The sequence below is a fragment of the Sulfitobacter sp. M368 genome, from assembly GCF_025141875.1.
GTDB lineage: Bacteria > Pseudomonadota > Alphaproteobacteria > Rhodobacterales > Rhodobacteraceae > Sulfitobacter > Sulfitobacter mediterraneus_A.
In genome coordinates, this window is the sequence record NZ_CP081113.1 from 3,764,017 (window position 1) to 3,784,168 (window position 20,152).

Below are 20,152 nucleotides of genomic sequence, written 5' to 3' on the forward strand. Positions count from 1 at the left end.
ATCAGGCCCCCAAAACGCCGCGAATGGCTGCGGTGTCGATGTGATCGTGTTCAGCGATCACCACCAGATGGCCCTGCCGCGCATCGCTGCCCCATGGGCGGTCAAACTGTTGACGCACCCGTGCGCCAACGGCCTGCACCAACAAACGCATCGGTTTGCCGGTGACAGCGACGTAGCCTTTGACGCGCAGAATATGCTGTTCGTTGGCCAGCTTTTCGATGGCGGCTACCAGGGCATCCACATCATCGACTTCGGGCATTGGCACAACGATGGTTTCGAAATCGTCATGTTCGTGATCGTCGTGACCGTCGTGGTGCGAGGGGCGTGCAGCCAGATCGTCTTCGGCCTTGGCGTTGAGGCCCAGTACGATGTTTGGATCAATCACGCCTTCGCTCATCGGCAAGATCGGGATCTGGCGCGGGCTTTCGGCTTCGATCACGGCGCGGGCTTTGGACAAGCCATCCTCACCTGCCAGATCGGCCTTGGACATCAGGATAATGTCGGCGCAGGAAATTTGATCTTCGAACACCTCGGACAGCGGCGTTTCGTGGTCCAGTGAGTCGTCCGCTTTGCGTTGTTCATCCACCGCATGTTCGTCAGCGGCAAAACGGCCAGCAGCGACAGCTTCGGCATCTGCAAGGGCAATGACCCCATCCACCGTGATCTTGGACCGGATCGCGGGCCAGTCAAACGCCTTCAGCAGCGGTTTGGGCAGGGCCAGACCGGAGGTTTCAATCAGGATGTGATCGGGGCGCGTCGGCAATTCCATCAGTGCCTCGATGGTCGGGATAAAATCGTCAGCCACGGTGCAGCAGATACAGCCATTTGCCAGCTCTACGATGTTCTCTTCGGGGCAATCTGGGATCGCGCAGGATTTGAGAATATCGCCATCGACGCCAACGGTGCCAAACTCGTTGACCAACACCGCAAGGCGGCGACCACCCGCATTGGTCATCAAGTGGCGGATCAGCGTGGTTTTGCCGGACCCGAGAAAGCCGGTGATCACAGTGACGGGGATTTTGGACAGGTCGTTCATGTTTTTGGCTCCTCGGGGAGGGTCAGAGAGGGAATACGCGCAAGGCTTTGCTTGCGGAAAATAACGGGGCGTTCGCGCCACGGCACCAGGCCATCATGGGTTGCGGCATAGGCGGCTGCACCGGCAAGGATGTCATCCACATCCGCCTTGGTCAGACGGCCATAGACGTAGCTCCATTTACCGGGTTCGGACAGGGCAATCGCCGCGCCTTGGGAACAGGCCGACAGACATTCAACGCCGATGATCTGTACGCCGTCAGGTGCGCCTTTTTCGATGAGCGCTGCATAGAGCTGCGCGCCGGGGCGCGGGGCGTCTTCTTCGAGCACTTCACCAGCGCGGCAGGTGGTGCAAACATGCAGTGTCGTGGTCATGGGACTGACCTTTCAAATTTCGGCGGCTGGCGAACGGCCTAGCCCACCGATGTGATCGGGGCAAGCGGCCCCTAGTCCACCGTCAGCGTCGTGCTGGCGGAAATGGCGGTGCCGTTCACCGACAGGGGCCGGTGATCGTTGCTGTTCAATGTGACCTCGACCGTGACTTCGCCCTTGGGCAGGCTGGCGATGTGCAGCCAAGGGCCATAAACGCGGCCCAATTTCTCACCGTTGATATAAACATGCGCGTGCCCCTCACCCGGTACATGGCCAAGGCTGGCTTGCTGCGGGGCATAGGCAAAATTGCTGGTGATGATGTGCAGGTTGTGGCCGGCCATCGGGTCAGCGGTCAATTCCATCGCAACCGTTGGCGCATTTGCGGCAGGCAGGTCGATGGGCGTGTCATGCATCATTTCGTGGTCACTGCCGCTGCCGTGCCCCATGGCTGCATGATCCATCGCGCCGCCATGGGCGGACGGGTCAGCATGGTCATGGCCGTCAAATGTGACGCCGTTTCCGGCGGCGATCGAGAAACCCAGACCGCCACCGAAAACGAGACCTATGACAAAAAGAGAAAGCGTGCGGCTCATGTCACTCTTGCCCTTCGCGCTGCCAGAAATACGCCGCAAAAGCACCCAGCATGACCCACGCCGCCAAGCCAACGCCCAATGCACGGGCGGCAAACAAGGCACCGATTTCGGTTGGAACCGGTCCGGAGAAGCTGTCAGGTTCCGGTGCACCGACCAGGTGAGGCGCGGCCAACAGGGCTGCAGCGATCAAGATCATGACCGGCGAGCGCCCGAATGCGATCAACCAAAGAGCAACCGCCGCGGCGCCCACGGTCGCGAACCACCAGATTTGACGCGCGGTCACGTCAGCGGCAGCAACCCCCGGCACCTCGGGGGCAAGCGAAAAGCCAGGGGCAAGATGGAAAGCGACAAAACCGGCGACCCCCCAGAGGATTCCCCAACGGGCCGTGATGGGCGTGCCGCGCTCTTCGGCAAAGCTCATTGCGCCGATCAAGATCAGTGCGTAGCCGGTATAGGTGAGCATCGTGAAGATCACGCTGAGGCCATCGCGCATCAGGTCAAATCCCGGCAGTTCCGGATGGGCGCTGACGGCTTCGGCACCAAAGTGAACGAGATCGCCGCCTTCATAGAGTTCGGCATGCAAAAGAACAGGCTGTACAAAAACAAGCTGTAGAAGACCGGTCAAAAGACCGGCCGCGGCACCGGCAAAAACGGCGCTGATGATAAAGCGGGACAACATAGGAACCTAAATCCTTGTGGTAGAGCGCCTGTGGCGCGAGATGCGGGATTTAGGAAGCGGATGCCATAACGCAAAGAAAGCAGCCGCTGAACGGCCGCCACTCCAAGCAATCAGAATACGGAAACGCCAAAAACCCCGCGAAGGGAAGACTATCTCAGCGGCTCACCCAACAAGGTGAGGCCGCAGAAAACCTGAACGCAATCGCGTTTAGTGGCAGGGAAAGCCTGTGGCGTGGCGGACATCATGTGCCGCATCGTGCAGGGCAGCTGCCTGAACGTGGCCGGTCAGGGTGATCAGTGCCACACCCAGTGCCACTGCGAAAACTGCAGGAACAAAACGGGATGTGCTGATTGCGCGTGTCTTGGTTGTTGTTGTCATCTTCTTTTTCTCCTTACCGTCACACCCGACGGCATATTGCGTTTCATTTGCTTGGCAGGTCTCCTGGCTCGCGGGTCGTGGCCTTTGCCCGCCTTCCCCGTCCGAGGACGAGTGGCATGTTGGGCGCAGGCTCACCGCTTACAGTCGCGGGGGCGGCTTCGGCTTCGGATCGAGGAGGATCCTTACTGAATTCCCTGTTCGGTTCCACGCCCAGATTGGACGCGCTTCGGAACACCAAGCCCGGCGAATGTCGCATTTGACCAGATCGTTGGCAAGGTAGATTTGCGACAAGCCAACAGCCTAAAACGCATCTTTGCTGGCCTTATCGGTGGAATGTGCAGATAAATCTCTCCACGGGCACTGCGCCACGCGAATCGTGCCCGCCAGAACGGAGCCCTATGCACCTCAGCCGAACGACCCTCGCGATATGTTATTCATTGATCGCGCTTGTCCTTTTCGATTCCATGGGATTGATCATCAAATACCTGTCCGGCCCCTATGGTGCGGCGGAACTTTCGGCATATCGCAACCTCTTTGGCCTGATCCCCGCCGCGATTGCGCTATGGTCCTCAAGAGCATGGCATCAAGCCGGGCGGCGTTGGCATCTGCGGCAATGGAAACTGGCCTTGTTTCGCGGGTTTGTTCTGACCTTTGCGCAGTATTTCTTCTATCTTTCCCTTGGGTTGCTCAGCTTTGCCACCGCATCGACCATCACTTACGCCAATGCGTTGTTCATGGTCGCACTCGCGGCCGTTTTGTTGGGTGAAAAGGTTGGGCCGGTGCGGTGGGCAGCCGTTCTGGTGGGTTTTGTCGGTGTGATTTTGGTGGTCGGCCCAGGGCGCGATACCTTTACCCCAGCCGCACTTTTGCCCTTGGCGGCGGCGGTCTGTTATGCGCTCACCGGCGTCACAGCACGGATGATGGACGCAGATGTGCCAACGGGTTTGATCAACCTTTATTCATCGGCATTGGCGGCAATCGGGGCGCTTTTGCTTGCGGTGCTGACAACGGGTTTTTCGCCGCTCAGAGACACCGGTGACCTGATCTGGATCGGCGGGATGGGCGCCTTTGGCGGTACCGCCGTTTTGTTGCTGATCGCCGCCTACCGCATGGCCGAACAAAGCGATCTGGCCCCGTTCAGCTATTTCGGTATCCCCATCGCTTTTGTCTTTGGCTGGGCGTTCTTTGATGAAACCCCATGGGGCGAACTTTTCCCCGGGGCGTTGTTGATCATCGTCGGCGGGTTGCTGATCATCTGGCGCGAACGGCGGTTGAGGCAGGCGGAAGGGGATTAAACCACCACATCCTCTGCCGCCTGTTCCCCGACGCCAAAAACGCGCTTGTATCGGTCGATCTGGTCTTGCGGTCCCATGGCCTTGTTCGGGTTGTCCGACAGTTTGACCGTGGGATGCCCATTGGCCGACACCGCCTTGCAGACCAGCGAGAACGGCGCAAGCGCGTCATTGGGCACCAGGCCCCGAAAATCATTGGTCAACAGCGTACCCCAGCCGAATGATACTTTTACCTTGTCCGCAAATTGCGCGTGCAGGGTGCGGATCTTGTCCACGTCCAATCCGTCCGAAAAGATCACCCGTTTCTCCAAGGGGTCTTCACCGCGTGACTTCCACCAATCAATCGCCGTTTGCGCGCCGGTTGCCGGATCGCCGCTGTCGATGCGGATGCCGGTCCAGCCCGCAAGCCAATCTGGCGCATTGTCGAGAAAACCCTTGGTGCCGTAGGTATCAGGCAAAATAATCCGCAGGTTGCCTTCATGCTCATCATGCCAATCGGACAGAACGTCATACGGTGCTTGGGCCAGCGCGGCGTCATCTTTGGCCAAGGCCGCGTAGACCATAGGCAGCTCATGGGCATTGGTGCCGATCGCCTCAACTTCGCGGCTTTTGGCAATCTTGCAGTTTGACGTGCCGGTGAACGCATCTCCAAGACCTTCGTGCATGGCCTGCACACACCAGTCCTGCCATAGATAGGAATGCCGGCGCCGCGTGCCAAAATCGGCGATCGACAGATCAGGAATATCGCGCAGAACCTCGATCTTTTCCCAAACGCGGGTCATGGAACGGGCATAAAGCACCTGCAGTTCAAACCGGCCCATTTCATCGAGCACGGCACGGCCGCGCAGTTCCATCAAGATAGCAAGGGCGGGAATTTCCCACAGCATGACCTCGTGCCATTTCCCCTCAAAAGTCAGCTCATATTGATCGCCGCGCCGCTCAAGCTGATAGGGCGGCAGGCGCAACCCCTCGAACCATTCCATAAACTCGGGGCTGAACATCTGGCGCTTGCCATAAAAGGTGTTGCCGCGCAGCCAGGTGCTTTCCCCCCGGCTCAGCGACAGAGTGCGCACATGATCCAGTTGCTCGCGCAGCTCCGCCTCGTCAATCAGTTTGGCCAGTGGCACATGTTTGGACCGGTTGATCAGACTGAAAGTGACCTGCGTGTCTGGCTTGTTGCGAAAAATCGACTGACACATCAATAGCTTGTAAAAGTCGGTGTCGATCAGGGACCGGACAATCGGGTCGATCTTCCATTTGTGGTTCCAGACGCGGGTTGCGATATCGACCATGAGAGGCTCCGACAATTAGGTTTGTCGGTTAAAGCAAAGCCGGGCGGCACTGGCAAGCAGGCTCAGCGCGGTTCATGGAACCTGCTCGGCGTCGATGCGACACAGGTTCCCGCGCAGGGGGCATTGCATTTTTTCAACTCACGGTGATAGGGCTGCCACATTATTCCCCTATTGATCCGACAGAGTGCGGATACCCCAATGCCTGAGCGGCGTTCTGAAAGGCAGGTTTATGGATCAGTTCGATGTTATCCGGCTTGGCACTGTTGTACTGGCGTTTGTCGGCTATTTCGCTTGTCTTGCCCGCTTTGGTCTGATCACCTTGATCCTCACGGCGCTGTTCGGTGCCTATTTGTCCCAGTTTTATCCGCTCACCGGGGTCTATCAGCCCTATTGGATCGGCGCGACGTTGTTTGTGTTGATCCTCGCCCTTGGCGCGCGGCTGGGCAAAACCCGTACTTCGGCCCAGGACCGGTCTGCACCACAAGGTCCGCAACCTGACAGCAAGGAAATCGTCATTGACGGCACCAACGTCCTGTATTGGGACGGGGAGCAGGCCGAGCTGTCCACGTTGTGTATGGTCGTGGATGATCTGCGCCGACGCAGCTATGCACCGTTTGTCTTTTTGGATGCCTCCTCCCGGCACCATCTGAACGACACATCCATGACCGAAAAAAGCTTTGCAAAGGCGCTAGGCCTTCCGCAAAGCCGTGTGCGGGTGTGCCCGGCCAAAACCGAAGCGGATGCCTTCATTCTGAAATTCGCCCGAGAGCAATCCCTGCCTGTTGTGTCCAATGACCGTTTTGGCGATCGGCATGAACAGACCCGCGGACTGAAGCTGGTCAAAGGGATCATCGCACGGGGCAAGCCGATTTTTGAGGGACTTTAGGTTCAGGCTCCTAGGCCAGCGTCACACCGGCCTTTTCCATACCCTCAATCGCAGCGGCCAATGATCCATCCAGATCAATCGCGCGGCACAGATCGCGGCGCACGGTCACGTCAAAGCCAAGGGTCGCGGCATCCACTGCCGAGAAGTTCACACAAAAGTCCAACGCCAGCCCGACCATGGTCAGCTCGGAAATGCCACGCGTGCGCAGATATCCTTCAAGACCAGTGGCTGTCCTGTGATCATTCTCAAAGAACGCGGAATAGCTGTCGATGGCCGGGTTATACCCTTTGCGAATGATCAGATCGGCACGGTCTTGCTGTAATTCCATATGAAACTTCGCGCCCATGCTGCCCTGAATGCAATGGTCCGGCCAGAGCACCTGCGGCCCATAGGGCATCTCGATCATGTCATAGGGGGTCTTGTTATCGTGGCTGGAGGCAAAGGATGAATGCCCCGCCGGATGCCAATCCTGCGTGAGAATCACCGCATCAAAATCCGCCATTAAAGCGTTGATCCCCTGCACGATCAGATCCCCCTCTGGCACGGCGAGGGCACCACCGGGGCAAAAATCGTTTTGCTGGTCGATCACGATCAGGGCTTTCATGGCGGATTCCTTTGTTTTTAGGCCGTGCTAGGGGGAAACTAGCTCAGCCCCCTCTTGCAGAACAGCCCCCCAAAGCCGTAATTGCAGGCCATGTATATTATCGCTGCTCTTTACCATTTCACCCGGTTCGATGATCCGGCTGCGTTGAAACCTGCCTTGCTTGAGCTTTGTCTCGCACAGGATGTATCGGGATCATTGTTGTTGGCCCGCGAAGGGGTGAACGGCACCATTGCCGGCCCTCGGGCAGGTATTGATGCAGTGATCGCCCATCTGAAGGCCCTCCCGGGGTGCAAGGATCTGGAGTGGAAAGAAGCCACCAGTGATCGTGCGCCATTTGGCAAGATGAAAGTGCGCCTGAAGAAAGAGATCGTGACAATGGGTCAGCCCGATGTCGATCCGCGTGCAAGTGTCGGGCACTATGTCGATCCGCAAGACTGGAATGAGCTTATCCAAAGCCCCGATGTGGCAGTAATCGACACCCGCAACGACTATGAGGTGGCGATTGGCACCTTTGACGGTGCGGTTGATCCCCAGACCAAGACCTTTGGCGAATTTCCGGCCTGGTGGGAGGAGAACAAGCACCGGTTCCACAACAAGAAAGTCGCGATGTTCTGCACGGGCGGCATTCGCTGTGAAAAATCCACCAATTACCTGCTCGGCCAGGGTGTTGAGGAGGTTTATCACCTCAAGGGCGGTATCCTGAAATATCTCGAAGAGGTGCCCCAGGATGAGAGTACCTGGAACGGCGAATGTTTTGTTTTTGACAACCGGGTGAGCGTTGGGCATGGGCTGGCTGAAGGGCCGCATGTTCTGTGCCACGGATGCCGCCAGCCTATTCTGCCGGAAGATATGAAACGGCCGGAATATGAGATGGGCGTGAGCTGCCACAAGTGCCACGACAAAACATCAGACTGGGACAAAGAGCGGTTCCGCGAGCGCCAAAAACAGATCCGGCTGGCCCACGAACGCGGCGAACTGGCCTGATCGGCGGCACCGTCACCTGATTTCCGGCGTGAAATGGGGGCCAGCCCCCATCGCCGCTGCGCGCCGATTCCCCCGGAGGTTTTTCTGGCCAAATGAAGACAAAAGCGCCTTTTTCTTCATTTGGCCCTTAAACCTCTGGGGTCCGGGGCAAAGCCCCGGGTGTCTGCTGCAGGCTCAATGGGTTGGATATCTAGGCCGTTACTGCGCCGCGCGGCGCACGTGGCTTGCTGCGCAGCAAGAGCCATAGCATGATTGCAATGTTCAGGCCGTTCCACAGAATGCCATTGATAAAGGCCAGATGGTAAGATCCACTCAGGTCGTAGATCTGGCCCGACAGCCATCCGCCCAGCGCCATGCCCATGATGGTCGCCATCATCACAAAGCCGACGCGCGCGCCAGCCTCCCGCGCGGGCATATATTCGCGAACGATCAAAGCATAGCTCGGCACGATGCCGCCTTGTGACAGGCCAAAGACCAGACTGACCACATAAAGCGAGACCAGTCCGCCCGCAGGCAGGTAGAGGAACAATGCAAGGCATTGCAACGTGGACCCGATCAACAGCGTCCGCACTCCGCCAAGCCGATCCGCCAGCAACCCTGAGACCACGCGTGAGCCAACCCCGCCGAGCAACATCAGCGACAGCATCTCGGCCCCAACAACCGGGCCGAACCCCAGATCAACGCAGTAAGACACGATGTGAACCTGCGGCATGGACATCGCCACGCAACAGCCGATCCCGGCCAGCCCGAGAAGGTACTGCAACGCACGCGGGCTGAGCCCGGATGATTGTGCGTTCAGGGATGAGGCCAATTGCGCGGCCTCATGGGCGGCCTTTGAAACTTGACGCCGCAGGGCCAGGGCCAGCGGGATCACCCCGATCAGGGTGGCAACCGCCATCACTTGATACACCGCACGCCAGCCGCTGTCTTGCAACACGCCCGCCAGCAGCATCGGCCAGATTGCACCGCTGAGATAATTGCCGCTTGCGACCAGCGCCACCGCAATCCCGCGCCGGCGTACAAACCAGTGGGATATGTCGGCGATGAGCGGCCCAAATCCGATGGCTGATGCAAAACCGATGATCAACTGCGCTGCGGACAGCAGGACAATGGAATGAGACAGGACCGCCAAGATTAAGCCAAGCACCACAGTCATGGCGGCAACGATCAGGGAAAGAGACACCCCAAACCGATCCACCGCGCGGCCCAGATAATAGTTGCCGAGGGCAAAGCCGATCATGGTGAGTGTATAGGGCAAGGACGCTTCGGCCCGTGTTGTGCCAAATTCGGCCTCAACCGCCGGCATGATCACAATAATTGCCCACATGCCTGCGTTTGCGATGGTCGCCACAAGCAGCGTCAGGACCAGCCTGAACCAGGAATATCCGCTGTCAGTTTCAATGCTTTGCATGGCCGTTCTCCGTTCGTGCCATCTGGCGTCAGGGAGGGGCAAAGCGCAAGGGCCGCAGGCAAATCGTGACAATTGAAGTTGTTAAGCGGGCAGTAAGCCCTCCTGTTTTAAACCTGTCGTCGGGTGAAAAGAGGTGGTGGAGATGAGTGCGCAAGCAAACGCGGCGCCGGTCATCATCAAGAAGAAAAAGGTCATCGCAGGTGGCGGGCATCATGGTGGTGCTTGGAAAGTTGCCTATGCGGATTTCGTGACAGCGATGATGGCGTTTTTCATGTTGATGTGGCTGCTGAATGCAACAACGGAACAACAGCGCAAGGGGATTGCGGACTATTTCTCGCCGACGATACCGATCAACCGGGTCTCGGGCGGCGGCAATGGTGCCTTTGGCGGCGAGAGTATTTTTTCGGAAATGACGTTGCCCAAGAATGGCACTGGCGCAACCGCGCCGCATTCTTCCTTGGAAGATCAGGCGCGCGGTGCCAGCGGCACATCCGAGGGTGAAAAGAACGCTGAACAAGAGGCGTTTGAGGCGGTAGAGGCTATGTTGATGGGCCGTGGCGGTGAAACCATGGTGATGGAAAACGCCCTCAAGCATATTGTCACGCGGATCACCGACGAGGGGTTGGTGATCGAGCTATTTGAGCTTGAGAATGCCCCCCTGTTCAAAGAGGGCAATGATGAACCTGCGCAGCTGCTCAGGGATCTGGCCGCAGTGATTGCCGAATTGGCCAAGACCGTCACGAACCGTATCGCCATAGGTGGGCATGTCCGATCAGATCCTGTCGTTTTGGCGCAAAGCGTGGTTTGGGAACGATCCGCAAATCGCGCCGCTCAGATGCGGCAACTGCTGGAGGACGTGTCGATTGATGCCAAGCGGGTTCACCGTGTGACAGGGCATGCGGATCGATCCCTGGCGGTGCGCGATCCGATGGCGCGGCGCAACAACAGGATCGAGGTGATCCTGCTGCGGGATACCAAGCGGAACTGACAAGAAAGCATGGCAGAATAGGGCGCATTTTATCTGTTAGCCTGCTCTTAAGTCCGCGGCGGCTATGGGTTGGGGCAACGTTGATTGCCACCGCAGAAAGGCGCTTTCATGACAATCTCTTCTTCTTTGAACGCTGGTGTGGCTGGATTGCAGGCCAATGCAACCCGCCTTGCCTCTATCTCAGACAACATCGCGAATTCCTCGACCTATGGATACAAGCGGGTGCAAACCGATTTCGAATCTTTGGTCGTGTCCTCGCGGGGCGGCACCTATTCCGCTGGCGGGGTACGGGCCGACACCCGGCGATTGATTGACGAACGCGGACCACTTGTTTCCACCAGCAACGCCACCGATCTGGCGATCCGGGGACGCGGCTTTCTTCCTGTTGCGCAAGCCACAGAGGTTGAGGTGGCCAATGGCGATACTTCAATGTTTCTAACAACAACCGGATCGTTCCGCACGGATGCCGAAGGGTATCTGCGCACCAATTCCGGGCTGGTGCTGCTGGGATGGCCTGCCAATACGGATGGGACCATCCCAACCTTTCCGCGCGACACCTCAGACGGCTTGGAGCCGGTGCAGATCAACGTCAATTTGTTCTCGGGCGAGCCGACAACAAACATGGCACTTGGCATCAACCTGCCCGCAACTGAAACCGAAGCATCAGCCAGTGGCGACACCCAGCAATTGTCAGTTGAATATTACGACAATCTGGGCACATCGGAGAGCATTAACATAACGTTCACACCGACCGTTCCGGCGACGGGGTCATCGAACGAATGGACGATGACATTGACCGATTCTGTTGATCCGCTGACGACGATTGGCGAATACACATTGACCTTTGCCGATGACCGAACCTCGGGCGGCACTTTGGCAACTGTGACCACAATATCTGGCGGGGCATATGATCCGCTGACCGGCAATCTGATCGTGAACGTTGCGGGCGGCCCGATTGAAATCGACATCGGCCAAATCGGTGAAAGCGACGGAATCACCCAACTGTCTGACAATTTTGCGCCTGTTTCCATCTCGAAAGACGGATCGCCCGTGGGCAACATGACCTCCGTTGAGGTGGACGAAAACGGCTATGTCTATGCCTATTTCGATACCGGGATCACCAGCCGGATATATCAGGTGCCGCTGGTGGATCTGCCCAATCCCAACGGGATGGTCGCCCTGGATCACCAGACCTATCAACCATCAGTCGATAGTGGATCCTTCTTCCTATGGGACGCGAGCGATGGGCCGACAGGGGATGTTTTGGCCTTCGCGCTTGAGGAATCTGCGACAGATGTTGCCGGTGAATTGACATCGATGATCCAGACACAGCGGGCCTATACCTCCAACGCCAAGGTGATCCAGACGGTCGACGAGATGTTGCAAGAGACCACGAACATCAAACGCTAACGGTGACAGTCAGAAACCCATAGTCAGAGGAGTGTAGCCATGACCATTTCGGGGGCTCTCAACAATGCCATGACTGGCCTGCGTGCAGCCGGGCGCGGCGCCGAGGTTATCTCATCCAACATCTCAAATGCGCTGACGCCCGGATACGGGCGGCGGGTTTTGTCGCTCTCGTCATCCAATGTCGGGGATTTTGGCGGGGTGCAGATCAACGGCATCACGCGGATCGTGGATGCTGGCCTTGCGGCAGACAGACGTCTTGCCCATGCCGAAAACGGCAACACTCAGATTGCCGCTGATTTTCTGGCTCGGATCGAGAATCTGTTAGGCACACCGGACAATCCCACATCGTTGACCGCGCAATTGTCTGGCTTTGAGAACAGCTTGATTACCGCTGCCAGTCGCCCCGACGCGCCGGAACGGCTTGGTGGTGCGGTCGCGGCGGCGCGTGCTGTGGCGCAAGCGCTGAACGCTGCCTCCGAAGGTGTTCAAGACGCCCGAACGCGGGCCGACCGGACCATTCATGCCCAGGTCGAGGAGTTGAATACAGCCCTCACGCAGATCGCCACGCTCAACTCCCAGATCACCGGCCTTCAGGTTCAGGGCGGTGATGTATCGTCCCTTCTTGATCTACGGCAGCAGGTTGTGGACCGTGTTGGGGAACTGGTCCCCGTGAGAGAAGCGCCGCGCAGCAACGGGCAGATTGCACTCTATTCTGTCGGCGGTGCGGTCCTGCTTGATGGCACGCCGGCCAAAATTGGTTTTGCCCCGGCAAACCTCGCCACGCCCTACATGACCCTTTCCGGCAGCACCCTTTCGGCACTCACAATCAACGGGACCGAGGTGCGAACAGATTCAGAAAAAGGCGCGATCAGAGGGGGTTTACTGGCCGCGCAATTCGAAATTCGCGATGAAACGGGTGTCGCAGCTCAAACACAGATTGATGCGCTCGCGCGTGATCTGATCGAACGGTTTCAGGATCCGGCAGTGGATGGCACCCTTGCGCCAGGTGATGCGGGACTGTTCACCGATGGCACCGGCGCATTCGACCCGCTTGATGAAGTTGGCATTTCGGATCGCATCGCCATCAATGCCGCCGTTGATCCCGATCAAGGCGGCGCGATCTGGCGCATGCGCGATGGAATTGGCGCGGTCACTCAGGGTGATGTTGGCAATGCCAGCCTGCTGCAAGCATTGGGTACTGCGCTCACCGACCCGCGTGTGCCCGCCAGTGGCGGGTTTGGCGGCGGCGCTTTCTCCGCGATCCATCTGGCCACAACCCTCACTTCAGAAATTGCCGTGTCTCGAAACATCACGGAACAGAAGCTGACTTACTCCGCCGCCAGATTGGCCGAACTGACGGAAAGGCAACTGGCCGATGGCGTAGACAGCGATGATGAAATTCAACGGCTCATGTTGGTTGAGCAAGCCTATGCCGCCAATGCCCGTGTGATCGAAACGGTTGATGAGATGCTGCAAACAATCATGAGGCTCTGATATGACAGGAACCACTTTGGGCGACTTGGCGCAGTCCTATATGCTGCGCAACCGCAACACGGCACTCAAGCAGGATATCACCCGGCTGACACAGGAATTGGCCAGCGGGCAAGTGGCGGATGTCAGGCAGGTCTTGTCTGGCAACCAAAGCTATTTGACTGATCTGGAACGAAAGATGGATATCCTTTCGGGATATGCGGTTGCGACAACAGAGGCCACACATTTCACTGCCGCGATGCAGGCAGCCCTTGGCCAGATGGGGAACATATCCGAGAACCTGTCAGGCAGCTTGATCACGGCAGGTACCAGCGGCATTGGTGTTTCGGCAGGCGATCTTTCAAATGAGGCTGAGAATGCGCTGGAGGCGCTGATTGGGCGGCTGAACACCAACGTGTCTGGTCGCCACATGTTTTCTGGGGCTGCGACTGATCGACCGGCACTGACTGACGCGCAAACACTTTTGACGGAACTGACAGCCGCAATGGCAGGTGCCGCGACACCCGCCGATATGATCACAGCGGCGCAGTTCTGGTTTGCTGATCCGGCTGGGTTCGATGCAGTGATCTATCAAGGATCAAACACCGGCCTCGCACCCTTTGAAATGTCACAGGCCGATGCCGTAGATCTGGATCTACGAGCAACAGACCCTGACCTGAAAAACACTTTGATGTTGACGGCGCTTGCGGCCCTTGCCGACGAACCGACTTTTGCCTTGGCCCCGCCTGAGCATGCACAATTATTCCTCGATCTTGGTCAACGGATGTTGGCTTCTCAGGACAGTTTAACGTCTTTGCAAGCAAATGTCGGTTTTGTAGAGGCCCGTATTGACGCGATCACCTCCCGCAATGCTGCCGAGACAACAAGCCTGAGTTTTGCAAAAGCCGCGCTTCTTGAAATCGACCCGTTTGAGGCGGCGACCAAGCTGGAGGACGTACAATTTCAACTGCAAAGTCTGTATTCAGTCACTGTACGCATGTCGCAACTCTCTTTGGTGAATTTCCTATGAAATGCCTTACCTCCTTGATTTGCGCGGCATTGTTCTGGGCGTTCGCGGCACAAGCCAGCCCTGTGCGGATCAAAGATCTGGTTGATTTCGATGGTGTCCGCGGAAATGATCTGGTCGGTTATGGCCTTGTTGTTGGCCTTGACGGAACCGGCGATGGATTGCGAAACGCACCCTTCACCGAAGACATCATGACCAACATTCTGGAACGTCTCGGGGTGAACGTTACAGGAGAGCAATTTCGCCCCAAAAACGTGGCCGCAGTCCTTGTGACAGCCACCTTACCTCCCTTTGCGCGGGCTGGCGGACAAATAGACGTGACAGTTTCTGCCATTGGTGACGCCAAAAGCCTGATGGGCGGTACCCTTGTCATGACCCCACTCAACGCTGCAGATGGTGAGATTTATGCCGTCTCACAGGGTACGATCATTGCGGGCGGGGCAGTGGCCGAAGGGGATGCCGGCAGAGTGACACAAGGGGTGCCCACGTCTGGCGTCATCCCGGCCGGGGCGCGCATAGAGCGTGAAATCGAATTTCAGCTCGCCTCAATCAATGACTTGCGGCTTGCCCTTAGAGACGCCGATTTTACCACTGCCGGGCGCATCGAACGGGCGATCAACCGAGACTTCGGAAAACGCGTTGCGCTCATGCTCGACAGTGGCACGGTGCAGCTTGATATCCCGGCTACGCAGATGCGATCCGTCGCCCATGTATTGGGCCGCATTGAGAATATCGAGGTTCAGCCCGAGAGAAAGGCAAGAGTAGTCGTGGATCAACGGTCCGGCACTATTGTTCTTGGGGAAGATGTCCGGATCTCCCGTGTCGCTGTATCTCAAGGCAATTTGACTTTGCGCATCCAAGAACAACCTCTGGTCGTACAGCCCAATCCATTCTCGGACGGCGAAACCGTTGTTGTCCCACGTACCAACGCCGCCATTCAGGAGGAACCGGGCATCGGGTTGGCAGAAATTCGCGCGGGCACGTCCTTGTCAGAAGTGATCGCGGGGCTGAACGCGCTTGGTGTCTCGCCACGCGACATGATCGATATTCTCAAAAGCATCAAAGCTGCCGGAGCATTGCATGCAGAGTTTGTCGTCCGATGAGAACAATCAAAACAAACGGATTTGTCGAAACAGCAGGGCGGTGATGCCCGGCCAAATCCCAAAATTTTTGGCAAGAAGGGCCGCCCCCAAAATAGACGCCAGCCAGGTTGAGGCGGCCAGGGCCTTTGCAATGTCAATTCCGGACTTGTCTGAGCCGAGCAGCAGAGCACTGCAAAAAAGCCCGGAACAGAAAATCTGAATCCAAGCAAGTTCCCGTTGCATCCCGACTGCGCGAAGTAAAACGGCTGTCGCGCCAAGCAGCGCCGGCGCGAAATTTGCAAAAGCAATCCACATGGCAATTGATCTAAAGTCTGTATCTTCAAGGCGAAAATGCTGCGCGACCAAGGGAATTGCCGCAAGAACCATCAGGGCAGACGCACCTCCAATCAACAGAGAACCGAGATTGATGCGACCGGCCGTGGCAACAAGACGCCCTGCACCGGTCCGCATGTCTGCCAACTTCGGCTCGGCCGCATTGTCCAAGAAGGTCAGGGCCAGACGCGGCAGAAACCCAACACCACGCGCAATCAAATAGGGCCAAGCAAGGATCGGACCCAAGAAAATAGGCAACATCAGGAGGTCCATCTGGGCCATCAGCGACGTTGATGACCTAGAAACCAAGCGACCAGTCATCGGATCATCGAGGCTTGGGCGGCTTCCATCTAATGCAAAACACAGTTGGAGCAAAACCACGAGAACAGACGCGAATAGAACTACGGTTTGAGTTGGCTCGGTGCCCCAAGAAATCGCGGGGCAGATCATCGCCAAGACCCAAATGCGACAGGAGAATGAGCACCAAAGAGCACTGGTTCCCTGCATGTGCGAATGGAAAAGCCGCAGCAAGGAAACGCAAAGGCTTAATCCCAAGAAACAGAGAAGAGCCAATGGTGAACCCTTGAAAAAGGGCAGCTCACTATACCAACTGAGCAGCAAAATTATGACAGTGAACGCGGCCCAGAGGGCCAGGCAATCTTCCAATTTTTGGTGAAGCGTTCTTTTGATCTCCTGCCGCACCAAAAGCGATGCAACAGACTCAGCAAGTGCGATTACGCCCAAGATCAAAGACGCCTCCGCCGAAGGCAGAGCCTGAAAAACGTTCCAAGCCAGTATGATCCAGCCGATGGCTGCAAAGGCGCATCCGACCATCAAACGACGACCTGCCTGAATATGCTCATCCAACGCATGATGCCCCCACATTTCCCTGTTCGGACTATGCAGAGGCCAGTTTACCGACGAGTGAAGACGCGTAATTTCTTGATTGGGTCTTTAGGCAAATTTACTGGATAACCTAGAAATAGCTCTTCACCAAGCTGCCTGCGATCAGGCTCCAACCGTCAGCGACAACAAAAAACGCCAGCTTGAACGGCAGCGATACAATTGCCGGTGGAACCATCATCATACCCATCGACATAAGGATTGCGGCCACCACCAGATCGATGATCAGAAATGGCAAAAACACCAAAAATCCGATTTGGAATGCGCGGGATATTTCTGACAGTAGGAAACTCGGAACTAGGATCGAGAGAGGCGTTTGCGGATTTGGTTCCGTCAATTGAAGATCAGGCCGCAAATCCGCCATGGCCAGGAATGTATCTGCATCCAGCCGTGCCGCCATGAAAACACGGAAGGGGGCCAACGTGCGGATAAACGCCTGTTCCGCAGTGATCTCCTCGGTGGTCAATGGAGCGATTCCCTTGCTCCAAGCTTCGGTAAAAACCGGTTCCATCACGAAGTATGTGAGGAACAAAGCGAGGCTGACGATCAGCATGTTGGGCGGTGATTGTTGGAGCCCAATGGCCTGCCTGAGGATGGAAAGCACTGTGACCAAAAACGGAAAGCAGGTGACCATGATCGCCAAGCCAGGCGCAAGGCTCAACACTGTGATCAACGCAAAAAGCTGAATCGTACGGGCCGAAAGAGAGCTTTCATCGCCCAAAGAGATTGATATCTCCTGCGCGGGGAGCATTGTCGGGCACAGCCAAATTGCGGCAACCGAGACCACCGCAATCGTCGCAGGGCGGCCGATCACGACGGGCCTTGCAGATCTATAATTTCGGTTAACCTGACCGCCAACCGGCCAGGGTGATCTCCCTCTTTTTCCTCAAGCAGTCCGCGAGCGATGAGCCGGTCTCCAACGTAAAGATCAACTGGATCATCCACATTGCTGTCCAGCGACAAAAGAGCGTTTTCACCCAGCATAACCAGATCCCTGATGAGTGGGCGCGCTTTGCCAACGCAGACATTGATCTCAATAGGGACTCCAGTGAATGGATTGGTGGCATCGCTGGCGGGGATCGCAGATTGCTTGGGATCATCCATCTAGAATATCCTGTTTGTTAATTTCAAAGAATGCATCAATCGCAGTTGTCAGCTCATCCAAAAGCGCATCGAGATTGATCTCACACTCCCCAGACTTGGCCTGCAAGCGGACCTGTCCGGACAAAAGGTTCTGGTCAATTTTCAGATTGAAAGGCAGGTTCAGATTCTGCTCCAGCAATCCACGGATGACTGGTTCAGTCTGAGGTGAAACGGCAATTTCGATGGCACCTTCGGATTGCGCCTTTACCAGTTCCGAAGCCGTCGAAATAATCTGCGCCGACAAAGAGGATTGGAGAGTTTGCGGCAGAAGCGTCGTGACGCATTTTGTCAGCAGCGGTTTCATCGCCAAAGACAGTTTGGCGTAGGCCTCATGATAAGTGAACGACAGATCCTGAAGGCTTTGTGCCAGGTCAAACGAAACTTTCTCCCGCTCGGTCTGTTGCGCGGCACTGGAGTCTTCCCAACCCGCCTGATACCCGTTTTCAAAGGCCTCCAGGCGTAGGGTTTCTTGCTCATCTGATTTGACGGCATCGGCGTTCAGATTGGGTCCGGAGAGCGCTCCAAAGTCGTTATAGCGATCCAACAAGGACATCACACATGTTCCTCTTTGTCTTCGAGCCAGCTGCGAAGAATTTCAACTGTTTCCTCCTGCCTTTCCCCAATCATATTTCGCAGGCGTTCGACCGGATCACCGTCGCCTCCCCCTAGAGCGGGCAAATCAGGAAGAGGTTCCAGCTCACTGCCAAAGGCGGGCGCCATGTCCAACGGCGGGAGGTTAAAGTCACCGTCATCCCCATCGCCGGATAGAGTTCCGGGAACCGCGCCTGGATCACCGAATCCTCCCGCGGGGGGCAGCGCGGGCACTTGATTTCCATCATCCGGCGCGCCTTTCGATAACACTGGACGGACGACAAACAGGCCTAAGATCAGCGTCACGAGTGCCAGAATTGCCATTTGGATCGCTGACATCAAATCAAGGTCGATCCGGCTAAAAAGCGAATCTTCTGCGGCTGTTCCGCTGGCAGGAACAGATTGCAAAGACATGGATTTGATAGTGATGATGTCTCCCCTCGCCTCATCAAATCCTACCGCTGAAGACACCAACTCACGCAAAGCCGCCAATTCTTCGGCGTCGCGAGGTGTGGAGATTTCCTGTCCGTCCGGACCTGTGGTCACCGCGGCATTCACCAAAACGGCAACGGTCACCCGCTTGACGGCACCGGGCGCACGGACAATCTCGCGTTCAGTCTCGGACACCTCGTAATTCACACGTTCGCGGGTCTCGCTGTTTTGCGAGGAAGACCCCTCCCCGCCATTTTCACCGTCCTGATCTGGCAGATTGCTGGCCACTGTCACATCCCCGCCGGCGGCACCCTTGGCAGTATTGCTGCGCTCTTCGGTATCCGTGCTGATGGCAACGCGCCCCTCTGGATCAAAGACCCGTTCGCGGATGGCCTCGCTTTCCGTTTCGGTATCGACACTGACCTCAACCACCGCATTGCCGAACCCAACGCGGGCTTCCAGAAGCCGTTGAACACGGTCACGAAGGACTTGTGCCTTGTCATCTCCGCCTATGGCGGGGGCCGCATCCTCCGCTTGACCAATCAAACTGCCGTTTGCATCAATGACAGCAACATCGTCAGGCGACAGCCCTGCCACCGCAGAGGCAACCAGATAACGAACGGCTTTGGCCTGCTGCGCGGTGATCCCACTGCCGTTGGGTGTCAAGGATACGGATGCTTTGGGCGTTACGCCGCGCTGGAAAGGGTTTGATCCTGTGCTGGCGATATGAACCCGTGCCATTGTAATCTGTGGATTGGCGACAATCGTGCGGGCCAGTTCGCCCTCTTTCGCACGCCAATAGGCTGCATCAAACATTTGTGACGTTGTGCCAAAGCCCGTGAGACTGTCCAAAAGTTCGTAGCCACGGTTACTGTTGGCGGGCAAACCCTCGCTTGCCAAAGTCAGGCGCAATTGATCGCGTTGTTTGGAATCCACAAAGATGGCACCGCCCCGCACGTCAAATGCGACACCGCGCTGCTCCAAGGATCGGACGACCTCACCGGCAGCGCCACTTTCCAAGCCTGCGTAAAGCAATGTCATACTCGGTGCTGTCGCCATCCTCGACATAGCCAGGATCGCAAAGAACATCGCACCCGTTGCCAAGATCGCGATGATCTGGCGGCGCAAATCAAGTTGCATCCAGACATTTAGTAATTGCTGCACAATCGCCTCCGTCCTGCCGGGCGTTCTGCCAGACGTTGAGCAACAGATGAACGATCCGGCTTAACATTCGGTTAGTGGAAAACGGT

21 protein-coding genes and 1 riboswitch are annotated in these 20,152 nt (G+C 56.9%); of the genes, 8 read left to right on the top strand and 13 right to left on the bottom strand.

Translation table 11 applies throughout. From position 1 onward, the window contains the following. Position 1: 1 nt before the first annotated feature. The 5 genes from cobW to K3754_RS18575 all read right to left on the bottom strand — a co-directional run bounded on the left by cobW (position 2) and on the right by K3754_RS18575 (position 3,054). Positions 2-1,036 (bottom strand): cobalamin biosynthesis protein CobW, encoded by a 1,035-nt coding sequence (gene cobW / locus K3754_RS18555; RefSeq protein ID WP_203209679.1) that lies wholly within the window; start codon positions 1,034-1,036, stop codon positions 2-4. Then, positions 1,033-1,407 carry a DUF1636 domain-containing protein gene (locus K3754_RS18560; RefSeq protein ID WP_203209678.1) on the bottom strand — a complete coding sequence of 125 codons (375 nt, stop codon included), beginning with the start codon at positions 1,405-1,407 and terminating at the stop codon, positions 1,033-1,035. The genes cobW and K3754_RS18560 overlap by 4 nt, the downstream gene beginning before the upstream one ends. A gap of 71 nt (positions 1,408-1,478) precedes the next feature. Beyond that, positions 1,479-1,997 carry a hypothetical protein gene (locus K3754_RS18565; protein WP_203209677.1) on the bottom strand — a complete coding sequence of 173 codons (519 nt, stop codon included), beginning with the start codon at positions 1,995-1,997 and terminating at the stop codon, positions 1,479-1,481. Position 1,998: 1 nt separating this feature from the next. Further along, on the bottom strand, positions 1,999-2,676 hold the full coding sequence (locus K3754_RS18570; protein WP_259939402.1) for a CbtA family protein: 678 nt from the start codon (positions 2,674-2,676) through the stop codon (positions 1,999-2,001). A 207-nt stretch (positions 2,677-2,883) separates the two neighbouring features. Continuing rightward, the gene (locus K3754_RS18575; protein ID WP_081788172.1) at positions 2,884-3,054 is read right to left on the bottom strand and encodes a CbtB-domain containing protein; all 171 of its coding nucleotides are present in this window, start codon (positions 3,052-3,054) and stop codon (positions 2,884-2,886) included. A gap of 35 nt (positions 3,055-3,089) precedes the next feature. Further along, positions 3,090-3,308: riboswitch (cobalamin riboswitch) on the bottom strand. Between the two features lie 144 nt (positions 3,309-3,452). Between K3754_RS18575 and K3754_RS18580 the strand changes: the two genes are divergently transcribed. Beyond that, positions 3,453-4,349 (top strand): DMT family transporter, encoded by an 897-nt coding sequence (locus tag K3754_RS18580; RefSeq protein WP_203209675.1) that lies wholly within the window; start codon positions 3,453-3,455, stop codon positions 4,347-4,349. Here K3754_RS18580 and pncB read toward each other — a convergent pair. Beyond that, positions 4,346-5,638, bottom strand: coding sequence for a nicotinate phosphoribosyltransferase (gene pncB, locus K3754_RS18585; protein WP_259939409.1), 1,293 nt, complete (start codon positions 5,636-5,638; stop codon positions 4,346-4,348). The genes K3754_RS18580 and pncB overlap by 4 nt on opposite strands. Before the next feature lie 229 nt (positions 5,639-5,867). Between pncB and K3754_RS18590 the strand changes: the two genes are divergently transcribed. Further along, on the top strand, positions 5,868-6,524 hold the full coding sequence (locus tag K3754_RS18590) for an NYN domain-containing protein (RefSeq protein ID WP_203209673.1): 657 nt from the start codon (positions 5,868-5,870) through the stop codon (positions 6,522-6,524). Positions 6,525-6,534: 10 nt separating this feature from the next. Here K3754_RS18590 and pncA read toward each other — a convergent pair whose 3' ends face one another. Further along, positions 6,535-7,128: a bifunctional nicotinamidase/pyrazinamidase gene (gene pncA / locus K3754_RS18595; protein WP_259939411.1), complete on the bottom strand. Its 594-nt coding sequence runs from the start codon at positions 7,126-7,128 to the stop codon at positions 6,535-6,537. A 90-nt stretch (positions 7,129-7,218) separates the two neighbouring features. Between pncA and K3754_RS18600 the strand changes: the two genes are divergently transcribed. Beyond that, positions 7,219-8,112, top strand: a complete 894-nt coding sequence (locus tag K3754_RS18600) for a rhodanese-related sulfurtransferase (RefSeq protein ID WP_259939413.1) — start codon at positions 7,219-7,221, stop codon at positions 8,110-8,112. Positions 8,113-8,302: 190 nt separating this feature from the next. Here the strand turns inward: K3754_RS18600 and K3754_RS18605 are convergent, their stop codons facing one another. Continuing rightward, a complete protein-coding gene (locus K3754_RS18605; protein WP_259939425.1) occupies positions 8,303-9,523 on the bottom strand; it encodes a CynX/NimT family MFS transporter in 1,221 nt (406 codons plus the stop codon). Between the two features lie 142 nt (positions 9,524-9,665). On the opposite strand from K3754_RS18605, the gene K3754_RS18610 reads away from it, so the two are divergent. The 5 genes from K3754_RS18610 (at position 9,666) to K3754_RS18630 (ending at position 15,521) form a co-directional block, all read left to right on the top strand. Then, positions 9,666-10,511 carry a flagellar motor protein MotB gene (locus K3754_RS18610; protein ID WP_259939428.1) on the top strand — a complete coding sequence of 282 codons (846 nt, stop codon included), beginning with the start codon at positions 9,666-9,668 and terminating at the stop codon, positions 10,509-10,511. 108 nt (positions 10,512-10,619) lie between these two features. After that, complete coding sequence (locus K3754_RS18615) at positions 10,620-11,921, top strand: flagellar hook protein FlgE (protein WP_259939431.1); 1,302 nt, start codon at positions 10,620-10,622, stop codon at positions 11,919-11,921. 39 nt (positions 11,922-11,960) lie between these two features. Continuing rightward, positions 11,961-13,415: a flagellar hook-associated protein FlgK gene (gene flgK / locus K3754_RS18620; RefSeq protein WP_259939434.1), complete on the top strand. Its 1,455-nt coding sequence runs from the start codon at positions 11,961-11,963 to the stop codon at positions 13,413-13,415. A gap of 1 nt (position 13,416) precedes the next feature. After that, the gene (locus K3754_RS18625) at positions 13,417-14,421 is read left to right on the top strand and encodes a flagellin (RefSeq protein WP_259939437.1); all 1,005 of its coding nucleotides are present in this window, start codon (positions 13,417-13,419) and stop codon (positions 14,419-14,421) included. Next, complete coding sequence (locus K3754_RS18630) at positions 14,418-15,521, top strand: flagellar basal body P-ring protein FlgI (RefSeq protein WP_259939439.1); 1,104 nt, start codon at positions 14,418-14,420, stop codon at positions 15,519-15,521. The genes K3754_RS18625 and K3754_RS18630 overlap by 4 nt, the downstream gene beginning before the upstream one ends. A gap of 6 nt (positions 15,522-15,527) precedes the next feature. Here K3754_RS18630 and K3754_RS18635 read toward each other — a convergent pair whose 3' ends face one another. The 5 genes from K3754_RS18635 to fliF form a co-directional block, all read right to left on the bottom strand. Then, entirely contained in the window at positions 15,528-16,700 is a 1,173-nt protein-coding gene (locus tag K3754_RS18635) for a hypothetical protein (protein ID WP_259939440.1), read from the bottom strand. Between the two features lie 109 nt (positions 16,701-16,809). Then, positions 16,810-17,487, bottom strand: coding sequence for a flagellar type III secretion system pore protein FliP (gene fliP, locus K3754_RS18640; RefSeq protein WP_259943410.1), 678 nt, complete (start codon positions 17,485-17,487; stop codon positions 16,810-16,812). 59 nt (positions 17,488-17,546) lie between these two features. Beyond that, the gene (locus tag K3754_RS18645; RefSeq protein WP_259939442.1) at positions 17,547-17,840 is read right to left on the bottom strand and encodes a FliM/FliN family flagellar motor C-terminal domain-containing protein; all 294 of its coding nucleotides are present in this window, start codon (positions 17,838-17,840) and stop codon (positions 17,547-17,549) included. Continuing rightward, complete coding sequence (locus tag K3754_RS18650; protein ID WP_259939444.1) at positions 17,833-18,432, bottom strand: hypothetical protein; 600 nt, start codon at positions 18,430-18,432, stop codon at positions 17,833-17,835. The genes K3754_RS18645 and K3754_RS18650 overlap by 8 nt, the downstream gene beginning before the upstream one ends. After that, the gene (gene fliF, locus K3754_RS18655; protein WP_259939446.1) at positions 18,432-20,066 is read right to left on the bottom strand and encodes a flagellar basal-body MS-ring/collar protein FliF; all 1,635 of its coding nucleotides are present in this window, start codon (positions 20,064-20,066) and stop codon (positions 18,432-18,434) included. The genes K3754_RS18650 and fliF overlap by 1 nt, the downstream gene beginning before the upstream one ends. Positions 20,067-20,152 lie beyond the last annotated feature (86 nt).